The organism is Marinobacter sp. B-12, assembly GCF_056857915.1.
Map to the genome: position 1 here is coordinate 271,622 of NZ_JBSXOB010000057.1, position 19,312 is coordinate 290,933.

Annotated in this window: 19 protein-coding genes; 14 read left to right on the forward strand and 5 right to left on the reverse strand. The window is 58.2% G+C overall.

Annotated features, from left to right (window positions below; translation table 11 throughout):
* Positions 1-282 precede the first annotated feature (282 nt).
* From AC13D2_RS12845 to upp, 3 genes are read right to left on the reverse strand one after another with little or no spacing between them, the layout of a single operon-like run.
* On the reverse strand, positions 283-1,158 hold the full coding sequence (locus AC13D2_RS12845; RefSeq protein WP_300495367.1) for a class I SAM-dependent methyltransferase: 876 nt from the start codon (positions 1,156-1,158) through the stop codon (positions 283-285).
* A complete protein-coding gene (locus AC13D2_RS12850; protein WP_300495365.1) occupies positions 1,139-2,395 on the reverse strand; it encodes a uracil-xanthine permease family protein in 1,257 nt (418 codons plus the stop codon). The genes AC13D2_RS12845 and AC13D2_RS12850 overlap by 20 nt, the downstream gene beginning before the upstream one ends.
* A 2-nt stretch (positions 2,396-2,397) precedes the next feature.
* Positions 2,398-3,036: a uracil phosphoribosyltransferase gene (upp, locus tag AC13D2_RS12855; RefSeq protein ID WP_300495363.1), complete on the reverse strand. Its 639-nt coding sequence runs from the start codon at positions 3,034-3,036 to the stop codon at positions 2,398-2,400.
* A gap of 223 nt (positions 3,037-3,259) precedes the next feature.
* Here upp and flhA point away from each other — a divergent pair, with 223 nt between their 5' ends.
* The 14 genes from flhA (at position 3,260) to AC13D2_RS12925 (ending at position 17,591) form a co-directional block, all read left to right on the forward strand.
* Positions 3,260-5,434 carry a flagellar biosynthesis protein FlhA gene (gene flhA / locus AC13D2_RS12860; protein WP_482938729.1) on the forward strand — a complete coding sequence of 725 codons (2,175 nt, stop codon included), beginning with the start codon at positions 3,260-3,262 and terminating at the stop codon, positions 5,432-5,434.
* A gap of 59 nt (positions 5,435-5,493) precedes the next feature.
* Complete coding sequence (flhF, locus tag AC13D2_RS12865) at positions 5,494-6,789, forward strand: flagellar biosynthesis GTPase FlhF (RefSeq protein WP_482938730.1); 1,296 nt, start codon at positions 5,494-5,496, stop codon at positions 6,787-6,789.
* Between the two features lie 46 nt (positions 6,790-6,835).
* Positions 6,836-7,648, forward strand: coding sequence for a MinD/ParA family protein (locus AC13D2_RS12870; protein WP_300495354.1), 813 nt, complete (start codon positions 6,836-6,838; stop codon positions 7,646-7,648).
* A 30-nt stretch (positions 7,649-7,678) separates the two neighbouring features.
* Positions 7,679-8,410 carry an RNA polymerase sigma factor FliA gene (locus AC13D2_RS12875; protein ID WP_300495351.1) on the forward strand — a complete coding sequence of 244 codons (732 nt, stop codon included), beginning with the start codon at positions 7,679-7,681 and terminating at the stop codon, positions 8,408-8,410.
* A gap of 175 nt (positions 8,411-8,585) precedes the next feature.
* Positions 8,586-8,969 carry a chemotaxis response regulator CheY gene (cheY, locus tag AC13D2_RS12880; protein WP_300495349.1) on the forward strand — a complete coding sequence of 128 codons (384 nt, stop codon included), beginning with the start codon at positions 8,586-8,588 and terminating at the stop codon, positions 8,967-8,969.
* A gap of 20 nt (positions 8,970-8,989) precedes the next feature.
* Positions 8,990-9,778 carry a protein phosphatase CheZ gene (locus AC13D2_RS12885; RefSeq protein WP_300495347.1) on the forward strand — a complete coding sequence of 263 codons (789 nt, stop codon included), beginning with the start codon at positions 8,990-8,992 and terminating at the stop codon, positions 9,776-9,778.
* 17 nt (positions 9,779-9,795) lie between these two features.
* Complete coding sequence (locus tag AC13D2_RS12890) at positions 9,796-11,955, forward strand: chemotaxis protein CheA (protein ID WP_482938731.1); 2,160 nt, start codon at positions 9,796-9,798, stop codon at positions 11,953-11,955.
* A 32-nt stretch (positions 11,956-11,987) separates the two neighbouring features.
* Positions 11,988-13,136, forward strand: coding sequence for a protein-glutamate methylesterase/protein-glutamine glutaminase (locus tag AC13D2_RS12895; RefSeq protein ID WP_300495344.1), 1,149 nt, complete (start codon positions 11,988-11,990; stop codon positions 13,134-13,136).
* Positions 13,136-13,873 (forward strand): flagellar motor protein, encoded by a 738-nt coding sequence (locus AC13D2_RS12900; RefSeq protein WP_007153952.1) that lies wholly within the window; start codon positions 13,136-13,138, stop codon positions 13,871-13,873. The genes AC13D2_RS12895 and AC13D2_RS12900 overlap by 1 nt, the downstream gene beginning before the upstream one ends.
* A gap of 28 nt (positions 13,874-13,901) precedes the next feature.
* A complete protein-coding gene (motD, locus tag AC13D2_RS12905) occupies positions 13,902-14,684 on the forward strand; it encodes a flagellar motor protein MotD (protein ID WP_292047610.1) in 783 nt (260 codons plus the stop codon).
* A 246-nt stretch (positions 14,685-14,930) separates the two neighbouring features.
* Complete coding sequence (locus AC13D2_RS12910) at positions 14,931-15,728, forward strand: ParA family protein (RefSeq protein WP_300495446.1); 798 nt, start codon at positions 14,931-14,933, stop codon at positions 15,726-15,728.
* The gene (locus tag AC13D2_RS12915; protein WP_300495339.1) at positions 15,721-16,509 is read left to right on the forward strand and encodes a chemotaxis protein CheW; all 789 of its coding nucleotides are present in this window, start codon (positions 15,721-15,723) and stop codon (positions 16,507-16,509) included. Before AC13D2_RS12910 ends, AC13D2_RS12915 begins: the two co-directional genes overlap by 8 nt.
* 132 nt (positions 16,510-16,641) lie before the next feature.
* Complete coding sequence (locus tag AC13D2_RS12920) at positions 16,642-17,130, forward strand: chemotaxis protein CheW (RefSeq protein ID WP_007153948.1); 489 nt, start codon at positions 16,642-16,644, stop codon at positions 17,128-17,130.
* 68 nt (positions 17,131-17,198) lie between these two features.
* Complete coding sequence (locus AC13D2_RS12925; protein ID WP_300495335.1) at positions 17,199-17,591, forward strand: DUF2802 domain-containing protein; 393 nt, start codon at positions 17,199-17,201, stop codon at positions 17,589-17,591.
* A gap of 17 nt (positions 17,592-17,608) precedes the next feature.
* Here the strand turns inward: AC13D2_RS12925 and AC13D2_RS12930 are convergent, their stop codons facing one another.
* Both AC13D2_RS12930 and fliK read right to left on the reverse strand, forming a co-directional pair.
* Positions 17,609-17,911: an EscU/YscU/HrcU family type III secretion system export apparatus switch protein gene (locus AC13D2_RS12930; RefSeq protein WP_300495332.1), complete on the reverse strand. Its 303-nt coding sequence runs from the start codon at positions 17,909-17,911 to the stop codon at positions 17,609-17,611.
* Positions 17,908-19,281 carry a flagellar hook-length control protein FliK gene (gene fliK / locus AC13D2_RS12935; protein WP_300495330.1) on the reverse strand — a complete coding sequence of 458 codons (1,374 nt, stop codon included), beginning with the start codon at positions 19,279-19,281 and terminating at the stop codon, positions 17,908-17,910. Before fliK ends, AC13D2_RS12930 begins: the two co-directional genes overlap by 4 nt.
* Positions 19,282-19,312: the final 31 nt, after the last annotated feature.

Here is a 19,312-nt window from a genome sequence, read left to right on the forward strand (position 1 = left end):
CGCCATCCATGGCTCCGTACAGTTTTGGGCAGCCCACCCGCAGAGCCACTTCTTTCATCATAGATATCGCCAAAATCGTCAAAACCTTTCTCGGGTTTCCTATTATTCGACCTTGCCTGCTTGCGATAACGCCGTTGATCGAGAGGGTGTGGGGAAGGGACTCCCAAAAACGTGGAGCGCCATGGATGGCGCGACCGAGCCCTACAGGGACGTATTCACGGGCGTTTTTTGGGAGGCCCTTCTCCATACCCGTCACCATAGAACTAACAGGCTACAAGAGGTCTAGATCCGGGCCTCAATAACCCGAACCATTGGATCGTGACGGCTCTCAGGAATCGGAAGTCGGCCATAGAACTCAACAGGGTTATGGACGGCAACCGAGGGAAAGCCGCAGCCCCGGAAGTGCTCAGCAGCTTGCTGATCGTCCAGGAAGTGGAAGCTGACATCACTGCGGGTAACCGTGCTTAGCAGTCCGCCGAGGCATTTCAGGGCACCGCGTAACAGCGGCTGGTTCGGCATCAGGTAGCTTTCAGACAGGTAGACTGAACCCGGGCGCTGTTGCAGCAGTGCCGCCAGGCGTTTCCAGAATTCGGAAATAACGGGCAAGGAAAAATAACTGGTCAGTCCTTCGGTGACGACAACCACCGGTTCTTTGCTGTCGAACGCTCTCGCGAAAACCGCTTCCAGCGTCTGTTCACCGGATTCCGCCAGGATATCGATGGGCATTACCTGATGGTGATCGCCCAGGCGGCCGGAGGTCAGGAGTCTTGCGGTTTTTTGGGTGGCCATGTCGGGGAGATCGGCTTCCACCATATGGAGGTGTGGGTGCTTTTCCCGCAAGCGAATGCCCCTTGGAGACATGCCGCAGGCAATTTCCAGAACCTGGGTGACGCCACGTTCGAGGGCCCGTTCGATCAGGTGATCGATGATCAGGTGGCGTTGCAGCAGGAAGGTGCGGATGTTGCCGCCAATGAGCGTTTTGCTGCCCACCTCGAAGGGCGTCATCAGGTGATACAGCCAGCGCCCCTGCTCCGTCGCAAGCGCTTCGTCGGAGAGGCCGTACCGGTGCCATACGGCACCGGTATAGAGGGCAGTAAAGCTGATGCCGGAGCTGTCAGCCGCCTTCATTGGCCGATGGTCAGTGGGTGTCTTTCTCATGAATTCTTGCGCCCCAGGCTTCGCCCTTGCCTGGCAGGATCAGGTTCAGGGCTATGGCAACCACCGCGCAAAGGGCAATACCTTCCAGATTACCAATCGCCATGCCGCCGATCCCGAAGACCAGGGTGATAGCAACGATCACCAGGTTGCGTGCCTGTGACAGGTCGACCTGGTGACGGATCAGGGTATTCAGGCCGACAACGGCAATAGAGCCGAACAACAGGCACAGGATACCGCCCATGACCGGCGCTGGGATGGTTTGGAGCGCTGCGCCGAATTTGCCGATGAACGCCAGCACGATGGCAATGCACGCCGCCCAGATCATGACTTTTGGATTAAAATTCTTGGTCAGCACCACTGCGCCAGTGACTTCGGAGTAGGTGGTGTTGGGCGGGCCACCAAGGGCTGAGGCAGCGCTGGTGGCAAGGCCGTCGCCCAGCAGGGTGCGGTGCAGGCCGGGTTTCTCAAGGTAGTTTTTGCGTGTAACGGTACCGATGGCGAGGATGTCGCCAATGTGCTCAATGGCTGGTGCGATGGCCACAGGAATCATGAACAGGATGGCTGCCCAGCTGAACTCCGGCGCCACAAAATTGGGGATGGCGAACCAGGGCGCGTTGGTGATGGGGGACAGATCCACGATACCGGCAAAGGCTGACAGTATGTATCCGACAATAATGCCGAACATGATCGGGATCAGGCGGAAGATGCCGCTGGACCAGACTGCCATGATTACGGTCACGGCCAGGGAGATCATCGCAATCCAGATGGCGGTGTCGTAGGGCACCAGTTGTTGCGCGCCGTCACCGGTGCGGCCGGAGGCCATGTGGACGGCAACCGGTGCCAGGCCAAGGCCGATCACCATGATCACCGGACCGATAACTACCGGGGGCAACAGACGGGTGATGAAACCGGTACCGCGCAGGCGTACAGCGCCACTCAGGATGATATAAAGGATGCCCGCGGCCATCAGGCCACCGAGTGTTTCCTCAAGGCCGAAGCGCCCCTTGGCGGCAATGATCGGAGCGATAAAGGCGAAGGATGAGGCCAGGAAAATGGGAATCTGGCCGCCGGTGACGATGTGGAAAATCAGCGTGCCAATACCGGCGGTGAACAGCGCAACGTTGGGATCAAGGCCGGTAATCAGGGGCATCAGTACCAATGCGCCAAAAGCCACCAGCAGCATTTGTGAGCCGGCGATGGCCTGTTTCCAGACCGGGTCGGTGCTATGGTCCTGCATGGTTAGACGTCCTTCTGCTTGGTGCCGAAGATTTTGTCGCCGGCGTCGCCAAGCCCAGGGAGGATGTAACCTTTCTCGTTCAGCCTGTCATCGATTGATGCGGTGTAGATCGACACATCTGGATGTTTCTCCAACACTTTTTCCACGCCCTCTGGTGCAGCAACCAGGACGAGTGCACGAATTTCGGTACTACCGGCTTTCTTCAACACGTCGATGGTGGAGATCATGGAACCACCGGTGGCGAGCATGGGGTCGACGATCATGGCCATGCGCTCATCCAGTTCGCCTACAAGCTTTTCAAGATAGGTGCTGGCTTCCAGGGTTTCTTCGTTGCGCACCTGGCCGACAACGCTGACCCGGGCACCGGGAATCAGGGTGAGTACGCCGTCCAGCATACCCAGGCCGGCCCGAAGGATTGGCACGATGGTGATTTTCTTGCCCTGGATCTGTTCAATCTCCACCGGGCCGGCCCAGCCTTCAATGGTTTTCTTTTGTAGTGAAAAATCTTTGGTGGCCTCGTACGTCAACAGAGCACCGACTTCCTGAGCCAGCTCCCGGAAATTCTTGGTGCTGATGTCTGAGCGGCGCATCAGGCCGAGTTTATGGCGGATAAGGGGGTGCTTGACCTCGTGAATTGGCATGGGCTCACCTTTGCGTCTGGGTCGATGATGTGATTGGGCGTAGTAAAGACGCCAGCAAATGGCGCAAGGATACCGTATCTTGCCGAGTCCGTCAGGCGCGGTGAGAAGAAAAGCCGTAAGGGGTGGTACGGATCTTGCGAATACCCAGTCAAACGATGCGTCTGCGTCAAAAAAACGACCCGCACACCCCTGCGGTTAACCGCTAATCGGAGAGTTTCCCGGCATGGACCGAGCGCTAGTCCTTAATAATGTCAAATCCCTGACGCGGGGTAATATCGGCATTCCCGTGATGTTGATGGGATTGCTGGGCATGATGATTCTGCCCATGCCGGCGTTCATGCTGGATGTGTTCTTCACCTTCAACATCACTCTGTCAATCGTAATCCTGCTGGTGTGTGTCTACGCCTTACGGCCGATGGAGTTTGCTTCCTTCCCCACGGTTCTGCTGGTGGCGACGCTGCTGAGGCTCGCGCTCAACGTCGCATCCACGAGGATTGTTCTGCTCAACGGCCATGAGGGCGGTGATGCGGCCGGTAAGGTGATCGAGTCGTTCGGGGCGGTCCTTATCGGCGGCAACTACGCGGTTGGCCTGGTGGTCTTCGCCATCCTCATGATCATCAACTTCCTGGTGGTCACCAAAGGTGCTGGCCGGGTGTCGGAAGTCAGCGCGCGTTTTACCCTGGATGCCATGCCGGGTAAGCAGATGGCCATCGATGCCGATCTCAATGCCGGTCTTATCAACCAGGAAGAGGCCAAGCACCGTCGCTCTGAAATTGCCCAGGAAGCAGACTTCTACGGTTCGATGGACGGCGCCAGTAAGTTCGTCAAGGGCGACGCCATCGCCGGTCTGTTGATCCTGGCCATCAACCTGATCGGTGGCATTGCCATCGGTATGCTCCAGCACGGCCTCGATTTTGGTACGGCTACGCAGAACTATGCGCTGCTGACCATTGGTGACGGCCTGGTGGCTCAGATCCCGTCACTGCTGCTGTCGACGTCTGCAGCGATCATGGTTACCCGGGTAACGTCCAGCCAGGACATGGGCGGGCAGATACTGCAACAAATGTTCAACGCCCCCAAGGCGCTGGGTATCGCGGCCGTTATCCTCATCATTCTGGGCCTGATTCCTGGCATGCCGCACGTAGCATTCCTCGGTCTGGGCGCGATCGCGGGTGGTATTGCCTGGTACATATGGCAACAGGAACGCCAGACCGTCGAGGAGGATGGTGTGTTCCCGGTCAGGGGCGGTGGTGCTCGTCCTGCCGGCGCAGGACGCGACTTGCCGCCTGGCGGTGAGGGTGGTGAACAGAGTGCCCAGCTGCCGCCGCCGGGAGAAACCCGGGAACTGGGCTGGGACGACGTGGCCACCGTGGATATCGTCGGCCTGGAGGTAGGCTATCGCCTGATTCCCCTGGTGGATAAATCCCAGGGTGGTCAGCTGCTTAGCCGTATCAAAGGGGTTCGCAAAAAGCTTTCACAGGACCTCGGCTTCCTGATGCCTTCGGTCCATATCCGCGACAACCTCGACCTGATGCCCAACGTTTATCGCATCACCCTGATGGGCGTCACCATTGCTGAGGCCGAAATCCATCCGGACCGTGAACTGGCTATTGATCCGGGTCAGGTATTCGGCAAGATCGAGGGGATAGAGGGCAAAGATCCGGCCTTTGGCCTGGACGCCAGCTGGATCGAGCCTGACAAGAAAGACCAGGCACAGACCCTTGGTTATACCGTCGTGGACGCCAGTACCGTGGTGGCGACACATCTCAACCAGATCCTTCAGAGACACGCCCACGAACTGCTTGGCCATGAGGAAGCCCAGAAATGGCAGGACCAGCTCGAAAAAGTGTCACCAAAGCTGGCGGAAGAACTGGTACCCACCACCATTTCCATCAGCCTGCTGCTGAAGGTGCTACAGAACCTGCTGAAAGAGGAAGTGCCGATCCGTGACATGCGCTCTATTGCGGAGGCCATTGTGAACGTCCATCCGAAGAGCCAGGACCCGAAACTGCTGACCACGGTTGCTCGCCAGTCACTGCGCCGGATGATTGTCCAGAGTATCTGTGGCAACGACGCGGAGATCCCGGTGATTACTCTGGATCCGGACTTGGAACAGTTATTGCTAAAGTCTATGCAGCAGAGTCAACAATCCGGCGGTCAGGAAGACATCGGGCTGGTGCTGGAGCCAAATATGGTTGAGAAGCTCCAGCGTTCGCTCCAGGACAGCGTCCAGCGCCAGGAGATGCTGGGCAAGCCGGCGATCCTCCTGGTTTCCGGGCCCTTGCGCCCGGTACTGGCGAAGTTTGCCAGCTACGGAGTCGAGCGCCTGCATGTACTGTCGTATCAGGAAATTCCGGATAACAAACAGATCACTATTGTCGCATCCGTCGGTCAGTAAAGGCCGCGGCTGGAAAGGCGGAAGGCGCTGGGAAGCGTTGACCCGAAGGAGGCATCATTATGAAAGTAAAGCGGTTTTTTGCCCAAAGCATGGCAGAGGCACTGCGTCAGGTGCGGGATCAGATGGGGCCCGATGCCGTGATCCTTTCCAATCGTCGTGTTGATGGCGGCGTCGAAATTGTGACAGCGCTCGATTACGACGAAAACATGGCGCGTCAGCGTCTCGGAGATGCCGCACGGGAAGCCACGAATGGCTCACGGCTAGCCGAGTTGCAGGCGGAACAGCATCGCCGCCTGGAGGACGAACTCGGCCGCTCCCGCGATCGCATTCGTGAAGTGCGTGAAAAGCGTGCGGCGTTTGGTAGCGCGAGTGTGGGTGGTGAGTTTGGCGACGCTGGTCTTTCTGAGGAAACACTCGCCAACGACGATACTGTGGTTGAAGAGCCGTCGACCGCACGTGCTGCCTATTCCGGCGAGCTTGCGCAAATGCGCGCGGAAATCAGTTCTCTTCGTGACCTGGTCAGTGCCCGCAACGGCGGTGAACCCGAACAAACAGCGGTGAACGCAGTACAGCAGAGGTTGTCTGAAAAGTTGCAGGAATTCGGTCTCGGACTGGAACTTGCCAATTCTCTGTCCCGGCGTCACCGGGCAGGCCGGCTTGAAGACGGTTGGAAACAGTCTCTGAAAATGCTGGCCGCCGGTGTAAAGACGACGCGCACCGAGTGGTCGGAAGAAGGTGGTGTCTATGCCCTGGTGGGACCAACCGGGTCCGGCAAGACGACGACCATCGGCAAGTTGGCAGCACACTACGTTCTGCGCCACGGTCCCGACTCTCTGGCACTGGTCACAACCGATCGCTATCGGGTTGCGGCACACGAGCAATTATTCGTGTTCGGGCGCATACTGAACGTTCCGGTTCGGGTTGTGGACGAAACCCATTCCCTGGATGACATACTGGACGAGCTGTCGGACCGGCATTTGGTGCTGATTGACACTGCTGGGCTGACCAGCACCGACAAGGGCTACGAGGAACAACTCATGGAGTTGGCTCGCAGTCATCATCGGATTCGAACCCACCTGGTGGTTTCGGCAACCAGTCAGCCGCGCATCATGAAATCCGTCTGGCATTGCTATAAGATGGCAAATCTTACGGGTTGTGTGATGACCAAAATCGATGAAGCATTGACCCTGGGTGAATCGCTGGGATTCGTCATGGAAACGGGATTGCCGGTGGCGTATTACACCGACGGGCAGAAAATCCCGGAAGACCTGCACCACGCTGAGTCCATCCCGCTGGTGCGTTTAGCCGTGGAGAGGCTGAAGAAACTCCAGCAGCAACAGGCAGTCGCTGTTTAATAACAACACAGCCTGCGGTTAAACGCGGCAAGAGATCAGAGTCAGTATGAGCAAACCACATCCGGTACAGGTTATTGCCGTTTCCGGCGGGAAAGGGGGCGTTGGCAAGAGCAACGTATCAGTAAACCTTGGCATCGCCCTCGCGCAAATGGGGCGTCGGGTGGTACTGCTAGACGCTGATCTTGGTCTTGCCAACATCGACGTGCTTCTGGGTATTACCGCCAACCGCAACATACAGGATGTGATAGCCGGGGATTGTGACTTGCGGGATGTGCTGGTCAATGGACCCGGTGGCATTAAAATCGTGCCTGCCTCCTCGGGGACTCAGCGTATGACTCAGCTTTCCACGCTGGAGCATGCTGGCCTGATCAACGCTTTCAGTGAACTGGGTGACCAGATCGATGTGCTGATTGTTGATACCGCTGCGGGTATTTCCGAATCGGTGGTAAGTTTCCTCCGAGCCTCACAGGAACTATTGCTGGTCGTCTGTGATGAACCTACGTCTATTACCGACGCCTACGCTCTTATAAAGCTCATGAACCGGGATTACGGCACCAACCGCTTTCGTATACTGGCCAACCAGGTCAGGAATGAGCAGGAAGGTCGCCACCTGTTTGAAAAACTGACCCGGGTTACCGAGCGCTTTCTTGATGTGGCGCTACAATATGTGGGTATCGTCCCGTATGATGAGGCCGTAAAAAAGGCAGTACAGCGGCAGCGTGCCGTGTTGGACGCCTACCCACGGGCAAAAGCATCGTTGGCGATCAAGAGCCTTGCGGAGAAAGTGGATAGCTGGCCGCTGCCATCGTCGCCCCGGGGGCATCTGGAGTTCTTTGTGGAGCGGCTCGTCGAAGTCTGATTTTGATCCTGTCACTGAATAGCCGGATACATGACATTGGCGAAAGAACTTGGAATCTACAACCGGACGGGTACACGCGGACCTTCCCAGCTCGTTGAGGAGCAGGCCCCGCTGGTCAAAAAAATAGCGCTTCACCTCATGGCGCGGCTGCCGGCATCTGTCCAACTGGATGATCTTATGCAGGCAGGCATGATCGGCTTGTTGGAAGCTGCACAGCGATACAGTTCCGACAAGGGGGCTACATTTGAGACTTACGCCGGCATCCGGATCCGCGGAGCCATGGTGGATGAAATTCGCAAGGGTGACTGGGTCCCCCGATCCGTCCACAGGAATTCCCGCCGCATTGCCAAAGCCATCAAGGCTGTCGAGGATCGCCTGGGCCGGGAGGCCCAAGACTCGGAAGTAGCCGAAGAGCTCGGGCTGGACCTCGACGAATACTATTCCTCTCTGAGCGATGCCAACAGTGGTCGACTTTTTAGTCTGGATGAGCTCAATGAATCCGGCGAGCTGCCGATAGAAGAAACAGAGGGCAGCGATAACCCACTGGACGGCCTGGCGTCTGACAACTTCCGCAAGAACCTGGCCACTGCGATTAGTGATCTGCCCGAGCGAGAAAAGCTGGTGCTCAGCCTTTATTACCAGGAAGAGCTGAATCTGAAGGAAATCGGTGCCGTGCTGGGTGTTAGTGAAAGTCGGGTCAGCCAGATTCATAGCCAGGCCGCGCTCCGTCTGCGGGGACGTCTCTCTGGTTGGCGGCACTGAACAGGCCGTCGCCCCGTTGAACGGCGTTACCAGGCATTCTTTACTGTAGCCTTTTGGTAACCGGCGCTTTACAACCGGCCCAAAGGCCACACAATAAGCGGTTAAACTACCTGGCCTGCTAGACTGTGAGCCGGGAGCCAAAACGAATTCCGGGCGTTTTTAACTGGAGGTCCCATTGGACAAGAATATGAAAATCCTGATTGTGGATGACTTCTCCACAATGCGACGGATCATTAAGAACCTGCTTCGTGATCTTGGTTTTACCAATACTGACGAAGCGGACGATGGCAATACCGCACTGCCGATGCTCAAGAGCGGAAAGTACGATTTTCTGGTAACCGATTGGAATATGCCAGGGATGTCCGGGCTCGATCTGCTGAAGGAAGTCCGTGCCGACGATAACCTGAAGACCCTGCCTGTGCTTATGGTGACCGCCGAGGCGAAGCGGGACCAGATCGTCGCCGCTGCGCAGGCCGGCGTGAACGGCTATGTGGTTAAGCCCTTCACGGCAGCCGTACTCAAGGAGAAGATTGAGAAGATCTTCGAACGCATCCAGTAATCAGAAGTCGGACGGCTCCCATGAGCAATAGCAATAAAGACCCACAGGGGCTTGACCCTGAGGTTACGGAGAAGCTCCGCAGCCAGGCGGCCGAGTTGGTCGAACAGGTCAACGCTGGGGAATACGGCCGCGCGATGACCCTGATCAATGAGCTGAGCGAGGTGAGGGACCAGAGCCTGTATCGGGAAGTAGGGCGATTGACTCGCAGCCTCCATGAGGCGATCCGCAACTTCCAGATTGACCCCCGTAATGCTGAACAGTCCGAAGCCCTTTCGAAGATGACCGATGCGTCGGATCGTCTGGAGTACGTGGTTCAGATGACCGGTAAGGCGGCCAACCGGACCATGGACCTGGTTGAGGAGGCTATGCCCAAGGCCAGTGCCCTCCGCGACGAGGCCGCGGAGCTGAGGGACCAGTGGCAGAAATTGCGCCGCCGTGAGATGGCGCCGGCTGAATTTCGTGAGCTCTATGCCCGTATCGACACGTTTTTCGTGACGCTGAATACCGATGCCGGGGCGATGTACGACAATCTGTCGGAAATTCTCCTGGCCCAGGATTTCCAGGACCTCACTGGGCAGGTGATCCAAAAGGTCACCACTCTGGTTAAAGAGGTGGAAGAGCATCTGTTGAGCCTGGTAGTGATGGCGAGCCATGTGGACCAGATGACCGGCACCGTGCACGAGCTGGAAGAACGGGAAAAGATATCGGCGGAACAGGGTGTTGGTCCACAGATCAAGGCCGAAGAACGCGAAGACGTAGTATCGGGACAGGACGATGTTGATGATCTTCTGTCCAGTCTCGGTTTCTGAGTAAGAGAGGGTAACGCATGGCGCTTGATGCCGATGAAGAGATCCTGCAGGACTTCCTTGTTGAGGCAGGCGAGATACTCGAAAAGCTGTCGGAGCAACTGGTCGACCTGGAACAAAACCCGGACGACAGCGATCTGCTCAACGCCATCTTTCGTGGTTTCCACACCGTAAAGGGCGGCGCTGGGTTTCTGCAACTCGATGCCCTGGTGAATTGCTGCCACTCCGCGGAAAATGTCTTTGATATCCTGCGCAACCACAAGCGCAAGGTGGATTCCGAATTGATGGACGTGGTGCTGGAAGCCCTGGATCACGTCAATGCCATGTTTGAACAGGTACGCCATCACGAAGAACTGACTCCTGCTCCCCAGGAACTGATCGCCGCTCTGGACGCGTTGGCGCAACCGGCAGGGAGCGTCTCTGAAGTTAACGCCACTGCTGCTGATGAACAGAACGAGGTGGGCGACGCCAGTTATGGAGACGATGGCGGTGATATTACCGACGACGAATTTGAGCGATTGCTGGATGCCCTGGAAGAGGACAAAGACAGCGCCCCGGTTTCCAGTGGCGACAGCAATGAATCTTCCGGCGGTGACGGAGGCAGCGGAGACGACATCTCCGATGATGAATTCGAGGCTCTGCTGGACCAATTGCATGGCAAGGGTCAGTTTTCAGGTCCGCCTGAATCCAGCAAGGCAGCCCCTGACGCCCAGAATGCTTCCGTTGGCAAAGGTTCCAGCGATGAGATAAGTGACAGCAAGGGTGGCGACGACCTGATTTCGGATGACGAGTTCGAAAAGTTGCTGGATGACCTGCACGGCAAGGGGGGTAGCCCTACGGCGGAAACTGCCAGATCAGCCCCGGCGCCTGATGCGAAGCAGCCAGCGGCCACGCCCGCCAGTGTCAAGGCTGACAAGCCCGCCCAGCCGGCGGGTAAACCTGAAAAAGTGCCTCCGGAAAACGGCAAGGCAAGTGCAGCACCTGCGATGCCTGCGCGGGACGCCAACGCGCCTGTGGCCGAAACCTCGGTACGGGTGGACACCAAGCGCCTGGACGACATCATGAACATGGTGGGTGAACTGGTGCTGGTGCGTAACCGGTTGCAGCGTCTGGGCGCCCAGAGTGAAGACGAGCATATGCACAAGGCCGTCTCCAACCTGGACGTGGTGACCACCGATCTCCAGTCCGCGGTGATGGCAACGCGGATGCAGCCCATCAAGAAAGTGTTTGGCCGCTTCCCTCGGGTGGTTCGCGACCTGGCCCGCAGCCTGAAGAAAGAAATCAACCTTGAGATGCACGGAGAAGAGACCGACCTGGACAAAAACCTGGTGGAGGCGCTGTCCGATCCTCTGGTCCATCTTGTGCGCAACTCGGTTGATCACGGTATAGAGGCGCCTGATGTTCGTGAAAAGGCGGGCAAGCCTCGCCAGGGCCGTGTAACTCTGTCTGCCGAGCAGGACGGGGACCACATTCTATTGTCCATCGAAGACGACGGTGCCGGCATGGATCCGGATGTGCTGCGCCGAAAAGCGGTGGAAAAGGGCATTTACGAACAGGATGCTGCCGATCGACTGACCAACAGCGAGTGCTACAACCTGATTTTCTCCGCCGGATTCTCCACCAAGGACCAGATATCCGATGTCTCCGGTCGTGGTGTCGGCATGGACGTGGTGAAAACCAAGATCAGTCAGCTCAATGGGCAACTGAGTGTGGAGTCGGAGCTGGGCAAAGGATCTCGCATCGTCATCAAGGTGCCGCTGACTCTGGCCATCATGCCTACCTTGATGATCATGCTTGGCGACCAGTCCTTCGCGCTGCCACTGGTGAACGTGGTCGAGATTTTCCATCTGGACCTCAGCAAGAAGAACATAGTGGATGGCCGCGAATGCATTGTGGTTCGAGACAAAGTCTTCCCGCTATTCCACATCAAGCGATGGCTGGTCAAAGGCGCCGCTGGGCAGCCGGAACCAGAGAACGCTCATGTGGTTATTGTGGCGATGGGAACACGGCGCGTCGGCTTTGTGGTGGATCAACTGATCGGGCAGGAAGAGGTGGTGATCAAGCCCCTGGGCCGGGCCCTGCAGGGAACGCCGGGTATGGCGGGTGCAACCATCACTGGCGACGGCCGTATTGCACTCATAATTGATGTTCCAAGCCTGCTGCAGAACTACGGCAAATAACATTGCGGCAGGCCCAGGTTTAGGAGAAATGGATGACGGTTTCTGTCCTGGTCGTTGATGATTCAGGTTTTTTCCGCAAGCGACTGACGGAAATCCTGACCGCTTCCGGTCAGATCAAGGTGGTGGGAGTCGCCACCAACGGGCGTGAAGGTGTCGAGCTGGCTGAAAAGCTGAGGCCAGACGTCATTACCATGGACTATGAAATGCCCGTTATGGACGGTATCAGCGCCGTCCGTGAGATCATGAAGCGACACCCGGCGCCGGTGTTGATGTTCTCATCCCTGACTTACGAGGGTGCCCGGGTGACCCTGGATGCCCTTGAGGCGGGTGCCGTTGATTTCCTGCCCAAGAATTTTGAGGAAATCGCCCGGGATTCCAGCCAACTTCAGAAAATACTCATTGAGCGTGTACTGGATGTCGCTGGCAGTCGTCCTGGTGCGAAACTGTCGGCGCCGCCTCCTGCTGCGCCCCCGACGCCTTCTTACCGTGGCCCCGCACCTGCAAGGCGCAGCGCACCCGAAAGGCCGGCGGCACCGGACAGGCCTTCTCGCAGCAGCGCCCCTGAGCCTGAAACACCGGCCCGTCGTTCGATTCGTCGTGGGCCGGCGAAGCACTACAGTGTGGTCGCCATCGGCACGTCGACCGGCGGCCCGGTGGCCTTGCAACGTGTACTGATGGCGTTACCGGCCGGGTTCCCCGCGCCTGTGGTTCTCGTTCAGCATATGCCAGCCAGTTTTACCCCGGCGTTTGCCGAACGGCTGAACAAGTTATGTCGGATTGAGGTGCGCCAGGCCGAAGACGGCGAAATGCTGAAGCCGGGCGTCGCGCTGCTTGCCCCAGGCGGCAAACAGATGATGATTGAAAATCGGGGAGGGCAGGGCAGAGTCAGGATTCTTCCAGGAGATGACCGGCTTAACTACAAGCCCTGTGTGGATGTGACGTTCGGCTCGCTGGCCAGGAGTTTTCCCGGCAAGACCCTGGGGTTAATCCTCACGGGCATGGGTTCGGATGGCAAGGAAGGCTGTCGACTGATGAAACAGTCGGGCTCCGATATCTGGTCCCAGGACGAAAAAACGTCGGTGATCTACGGCATGCCCATGGCCGTGGCCAAGGCGGGGTTGTCCGACGAAATTCTGGCACTTGATGACATTGGCCCCCGCCTGGCAGATGGGGTGAGCTGATGGATATTCTCAGCCTGCTCGGCGTCATTCTGGCCTTTGTGGCGATTCTCGGTGGAAACCTGTTGGAAGGCGGCGCCATCAGCTCGCTGTTCAATGGCCCGGCTGCGCTGATCGTCATTGGTGGTACGCTCGCAGCCACCATCCTCCAGACCTCGTGGCCGCTGTTAAAGCGGGCCTTTTCCCAGGTGCGCTGGGTGTTCTTTCCACCCTACATCAGCCTGGAAGATGGAATCGGCAAGGTCATTGACTGGAGCGTCAAGGCCCGTAAGCAGGGTTTGCTGGGGCTGGAAGGGTTGGCTGAGAAAGAATCTGAACGCTTTGCACGTAAGGGGCTGCAATTGCTGGTGGACGGCGCTGAGACAGAAACCATCCGCAGCATCATGGAGGTAGACCTGGAATCCCGCGAACAGCGGGATCTGGAATCCGCCCGGGTGTTCGAGGCCATGGGTGGTTATTCGCCCACCATTGGCATCATTGGCGCGGTGATGGGGCTGATTCAGGTGATGACCAACCTCGAAGACCCCCAGTCACTCGGCAGCGGTATCGCCACTGCATTCGTGGCTACCATCTACGGAGTGGCTCTTGCCAACCTGCTGTTCTTCCCGGTTGCCAATAAGTTGCGCGGCATTTTGCGGGAACGCACCCGTTATGAAGACATGATGATCGACGGCATCATCGCCATTGCCGATGGCGAGAACCCCAAATCCATTGAACTGCGCCTACGGGGCTTCCTGTAGTGTCGGCACCGGAGCCAGGGGTAAGCTGATGAGACGACGCAGGCAGCAGGACGACGACCTTCACAACAAGGAACGCTGGCTGATCTCCTACGCCGACTTTATCACCCTGTTGTTCGCGTTCTTCGTCGTGATGTATTCCGTGTCGTCGGTGAACGAGGGCAAGTACAAGGTATTGTCTGAAACTCTGACAGGCGTCTTCAATGCCCCCCAGCGCTCCTTCCAGCCTATCGAAGTGGGCGACCAGCCCCGGCGCTCGACGCCGCAGGCCGCCGAGGATGTGATTAACCCGCCGGTGACCGAAGCTCCGCAAAACCCCTCCATGAATGCAGAAGGGCGCACCGAGGCGCTGCGTGCCATGGCGGACCAGTTGGCTCTGGAGTTTGACGAACTGATCAATCAGGGGGTGGTTACCCTGGAAACCAGCGACGAGTGGTTGGAGCTGAGTCTCCGCAACAGCCTGCTTTTCAGCAGCGGCGATGCCGAGCCCCATTACGATGCCTTCGACGTGGTGGAGAAAATCGCCGGTGTACTCCGCAACCGGGATAACGCCATCCGGGTGGAGGGCTTCACAGATAACCGCCCGATAAACACCGGTGCCTTCCCCTCCAACTGGGAACTGTCCGCTGCGCGATCAGCGGCGGTGGTACGCATGTTGTCGATGGAGGGTGTTGAAGCCGAACGGCTGGCCGCCGTGGGTTACGGTGAGCACCAACCGGTGGCCCGCAACGACACCGAGGAAGGCCGTCGCCGCAATCGACGCGTGGTCCTGCTGATCTCCCGCGACGCCAGTATACGTGGCGCGATGCGATAACACCTTTCCGATCATCACGTTGCAGAGTCATGGCGGAAGGTGCCTATAGGCGAGTTGGCACAATATCTGTATTAACGTCTGTACATCTTTAGACCCCGGCAAGCTCTTGCCGGATTGTTTTCAAGTTGAACGGATCGTGGCCGATAACACGGTATGCGTGCGATGTTTCCGGAACAGGTATTTCTGGAGAATTCGTGTGGTGACGAGGTTGGCGATGAATGTGGTAATGGATATGGAGTGCATAGCGTGCGCATCTGGGCAGTAGCCAATCAAAAGGGCGGTGTGGGGAAAACCACGTCGGTTGTCACCTTGGGTGGCCTGCTGGCCGAGAGTGGCAAGCGTGTGCTGGTGGTCGACCTGGACCCCCATGGTTCATTGACCAGTTGGTTTGGGTACGACCCGGATACCATCGCCCACAGTGTGTTCGACCTGTTCCAGCACCAGGGCAAAGTACCGGATGGTCTGCCGGCCCAGTTGATTACCGAAACCAGTTGTCCGGGGCTATCCCTGTTGCCGGCCAGCACAGCGCTGGCAACCCTTGAGCGGAGAATGGTCGGTGTTGAGGGCATGGGGCTGATTGTATCCCGGGCCCTGACCCAGTTGTGGGACGATTTCGACTACGTCCTGCTGGACAATACGCCCTCGCTGGGCGTGCTGATGGTGAACGCGCTTGCCGCTGCCCAGCACCTCATTATTCCGGTACAAACCGAATTCCTGGCCATCAAGGGCCTTGAACGGATGTTGCATACGCTCACCATGATCATGCGCTCCCAGAAGAATCAGCTTTCCTACACCATCGTACCGACGCTGTTTGACCGGCGTACGCAAGCATCGGTGAAGAGTCTTAACCAGTTGCGAAAGACCCACAGCGATACGCTCTGGCGTTTTGCCATCCCAGTGGACACCAAGTTCCGCGATGCCAGCCAGGCTGGGACTACCCCGTCGTCCATGGATGCTGGAACCCATGGTGTCCGGGGATATGCCCGCCTGCTGAGCGATCTACAGGAAATAACACGCTCGGTGGCGGAGCGTCGGCATGGCTGACAAAAAAATGACACAGGTGGCGGACCCTGGCTCTGCCATCGCCAGCTATCTGGACGAACTGCTGCATACGGCGACGGATAGTGCCCTGCGTGAGGAACCGGAACCGCCAAAACCGGTGGCTCGTGAACGCACTCGTATCGCGCCGAAGCCCGCGTCCGTTGTGGCCCGCCCGATCGCGGAGGCCAAGGCTGAGTTGCGAAAGCCGGTAACACCGGCCCCGGTGGCTGAAAAAGCACCGGAGGTGGAGCCACCCCCGGTTGAGCACAAGCAGGCCGTCGATGTTCCGTCGCCCCCTGAGGTGGAACCCCCGGGGCGGCCGGAATGGTCGGACAAACCGTTCGAATGCCTGATCTTCACGGTGGCGGGGTTGCAACTGGCGGTGCCGTTGATCCTGCTTGGTGCCATTCACCGAATAGAAGAGCCGGTGAAGCCGATCCCCGGTAGCCCCCGCTGGTACATGGGCATGCGCCCGGACCGGGACTGTAACCTCAGAGTGGTGGACACGGCGGAGTGGATCATGGCGGGCCGGGCACCGGCAGACGCACGGGACAACTATCGCTTCGTGATCCGGCTGGACAGCAGTGAGTGGGGGGTGGCCTGTGACGATGTTGCGCAGTCGTTTACCCTGAAGCCGGAGGAAGTACGTTGGCGCACGGCCCGCAGCAAGCGGCCTTGGCTGGCGGGCACGGTCATCGATCACATGTGCGCATTGGTTGATGTAAAAACCATGGCGGACTTGTTGGTCCGGGCTGAGCGGGAACACCACCTCGACCTGAGCTAGCAATTTCCAGTTACCGAATGAAACCGTGCTCTGCTGGCACGGTTTGTGCCCTGAACTATAGTATTGGGCACTGATGATGAATTTTTGACGATCAGGCTGCCCGCCGGGCAGCCGAACAGGAGATACAAGGCAATGGCATCCCCGAGCGGACAGCAAAATCAGGCCCAGGATGATCAGGTACTGCAGTACGTGACCTTCAGGCTGGATGACGAAACCTATGGCATTGATGTCATGCAGATCCAGGAAGTGTTGCGATACACCGAGATTGCGCCGGTTCCAGGTGCCCCGGATTACGTTCTGGGCATCATCAACCTGCGGGGCAATGTGGTCACCGTTATCGACACCCGCCGTCGTTTTGGCCTGGCGGATGCGGAAGTCACTGACGCGACACGCATTGTGGTAATGGAGTCGTCCAACCAGGTGATGGGTATCCTGGTGGATTCGGTTGCCGAGGTGGTGTACCTGAAAGCCAGTGAAATCGAGACCGCGCCCAATGTGGGGAACGAGGAAAGCGCCAAGTTCATCCAGGGTGTGTGTAACAAGAACGGCGAACTGATCATATTGGTCGAGTTCGACAAGATGTTGTCAGACCACGAATGGGCTGAAATCTCCTCACTGTAACGCCGGCTTTGGCCGGACAGCAGGCTGGATGGACGCCCCGTGGTTTCAACGAACCGAGGACGTCCATCATGTTTGCAGAAATCTCTTCCCTGGCCCCGTGGCTCCTGACAGCCGCTGCCCTGTGCTTACTGTTCGCACAGGGTCTGATGCTACGCCGTGAAAACCGAAAACTTCGGGAGCAAATGAAAGAGCGCTGCGAAACCCTTGGCCGCGAGCTCCACGCAACAGCCAGTGGCAGTATGGGGGTTGGGCAGCGAGTGGTCACGTGCGAGCGCCAGCTTCATGAACTGCGCGGTATGCTTGACGAAATGCGTCAGAACGATCCGTTGAGGATTTCCTACGATGAGGCCTCAAGGTTAGTGGACCTGGGGGCGGATATCGACGACCTGATGAACACCTGCGGCATTTCGCGGCCGGAAGCCGAACTGGTATCAGCGCTCCGTAAGCGCCAGGCGGCCTGACCTAAGGGCCCATCCGCCTAATCTTCACTGGGCCGTCCGGCGTCCTCTGGCGTACGGCCCTGAAGGTTGAAGGCAAAGGCAAGAATTTCAGCCACCACCCGGTAGAGTGTCTCCGGGATTTCATCGTTCAACTCCAGTCGCGCCAGTATGCTGGCCAGCTCCGGATTTTCGTACAGCGGCACATTATGCTCACGGGCAATGCGGATGATTTCCTCTGCCAGTTCGTGGGTGCCGCTCGCCGCAATGACCGGGGCTCGCTCGCCATCGTATTTCAGTGCCACCGCCGCCGGTGAATCGGTTTTCCGGTGATCTTTGCTCATACCCGCGTGTCCACCAGCCGGTGCTCAAGACGGGTGTTGGCACCCCTTGGTGTCCCCCGCCGGCACTCCAGGTCCACCACATCCAGGCCGATATCCGAAAGGCCCTTTCGTAATTGCGGCAGATCTTCCCGCACCTGACGCAGCGTAGACTGTTTCTCCGCCCACACCTGTGCAGACACCTGATCCTGCCGCAGTGATACATCAAAATGCAAAGGCCCGGCTTCGTCCAGGTCCATGGCCAGAGACAGGCGCCACTCCGTTGCCTGGGGATTGCCGGAGGTTTTCTGGCCGCTGTCTGCCGGGTCCTGTTCGATTCGCAACTGGGCGATTCGTGGTTCGTTGTTGGGGTTCAGCCAGGGGAGCTCCAGTAGCATGGTCGATACCGGCGTTGGCGCCTCTGCGGTGGTCCGCGTGGAGAGTATCTGGCTGTGTAACTGATTCACGGTAATACGATTGAGCATGCCAGCCAGCAGCCTGAGCATTTGACCAACCGTTGGCTCCGCAGCCCCCTGTGGTGGCGGAGGTGGAATCGTATTGGGAAACTGAAGCGGTGCCTGCACCAGTTCCGGACTTGCCAGCGGTGTAAAGCGGTTGAAGGCGTCGGGGCCGTTCCCCTGTTGTGCGAGCAAGGTGGTAATGACCCGGCCGATAGCCAGCTTGAGATCGGGTAGGGCGGCCTGAGGTGCCCTCGCCAGCCGCGATTCGGCGAACAGCCCGCTTTCCTCGACCCACTGTCGTAACTGGCTGGCCGTACCGGGTTGAGTTCCGGCGCCTGGCGTCAGTGACTGGCTGGAGGGCAGCCGTGATACCAGTTGTTCAATAGCCTGCCTCACCGGTTGGGGAAGTGGCAGTGGTGGATTGTTGATGGGTGCCCCAGTGGGCACAACGCTGTCGGGTCTCGTACCGCCGGTGAGCGTTGTCAGAATTCTGGCAAGGCCGGCATCAATGGACTGTTGCCAGGGCAGGCGCTGCGCCAGCGCCCGGGAGATAGTGGTTTCCGGCGTCTGGGCCAGCTTACCCATCAGTTGCAGTTCATTACCCGCACGCATGACTTTGACCCAGTCACCGGTTTCAAGGGACGTGTCTCCAATGGCCGCATGAACGGTCAGCGACTGGCCACGAATCTCCAGCAACAATTGCGCGCCGGCAGAGGACTGTCGGTTGATCACTTCTGCCACCCGAGCCAGTGTTGCCTCGCGATTGGCAAGCTTGAGCTGGTCAAGCTGCACACGGGCGGAGGCCGCATCCAGCGCTGCCGAAGGTTGTCCTCCGGCTGGCCGCTGAAGGATCGGCGCCGGTGACTCGGTTTTAGGCGGTGGTGTAGGGTTACCGTTTGGTAATTTCATTGCCACTGATTTGATGTCAGACAAGAGTATTCCAGAGGCGCTTTCGCTATAATAC

Bases quoted from the DNA above. Each gene is read 5' to 3' on its own strand.
- AC13D2_RS12875 (WP_300495351.1), top strand. From the start codon at position 7,679: ATGACATTGGCGAAAGAACTTGGAATCTACAACCGGACGGGTACACGC.
- AC13D2_RS12915 (WP_300495339.1), top strand. From the start codon at position 15,721: ATGGCTGACAAAAAAATGACACAGGTGGCGGACCCTGGCTCTGCCATC.
- AC13D2_RS12895 (WP_300495344.1), top strand. From the start codon at position 11,988: ATGACGGTTTCTGTCCTGGTCGTTGATGATTCAGGTTTTTTCCGCAAG.
- AC13D2_RS12845 (WP_300495367.1), bottom strand. From the start codon at position 1,158: ATGAGAAAGACACCCACTGACCATCGGCCAATGAAGGCGGCTGACAGC.
- motD (WP_292047610.1), top strand. From the start codon at position 13,902: ATGAGACGACGCAGGCAGCAGGACGACGACCTTCACAACAAGGAACGC.
- AC13D2_RS12925 (WP_300495335.1), top strand. From the start codon at position 17,199: ATGTTTGCAGAAATCTCTTCCCTGGCCCCGTGGCTCCTGACAGCCGCT.
- AC13D2_RS12850 (WP_300495365.1), bottom strand. From the start codon at position 2,395: ATGCAGGACCATAGCACCGACCCGGTCTGGAAACAGGCCATCGCCGGC.
- AC13D2_RS12870 (WP_300495354.1), top strand. From the start codon at position 6,836: ATGAGCAAACCACATCCGGTACAGGTTATTGCCGTTTCCGGCGGGAAA.
- flhA (WP_482938729.1), top strand. From the start codon at position 3,260: ATGGACCGAGCGCTAGTCCTTAATAATGTCAAATCCCTGACGCGGGGT.
- AC13D2_RS12930 (WP_300495332.1), bottom strand. From the start codon at position 17,911: ATGAGCAAAGATCACCGGAAAACCGATTCACCGGCGGCGGTGGCACTG.
- flhF (WP_482938730.1), top strand. From the start codon at position 5,494: ATGAAAGTAAAGCGGTTTTTTGCCCAAAGCATGGCAGAGGCACTGCGT.
- AC13D2_RS12920 (WP_007153948.1), top strand. From the start codon at position 16,642: ATGGCATCCCCGAGCGGACAGCAAAATCAGGCCCAGGATGATCAGGTA.
- AC13D2_RS12885 (WP_300495347.1), top strand. From the start codon at position 8,990: ATGAGCAATAGCAATAAAGACCCACAGGGGCTTGACCCTGAGGTTACG.
- AC13D2_RS12900 (WP_007153952.1), top strand. From the start codon at position 13,136: ATGGATATTCTCAGCCTGCTCGGCGTCATTCTGGCCTTTGTGGCGATT.
- upp (WP_300495363.1), bottom strand. From the start codon at position 3,036: ATGCCAATTCACGAGGTCAAGCACCCCCTTATCCGCCATAAACTCGGC.
- AC13D2_RS12890 (WP_482938731.1), top strand. From the start codon at position 9,796: ATGGCGCTTGATGCCGATGAAGAGATCCTGCAGGACTTCCTTGTTGAG.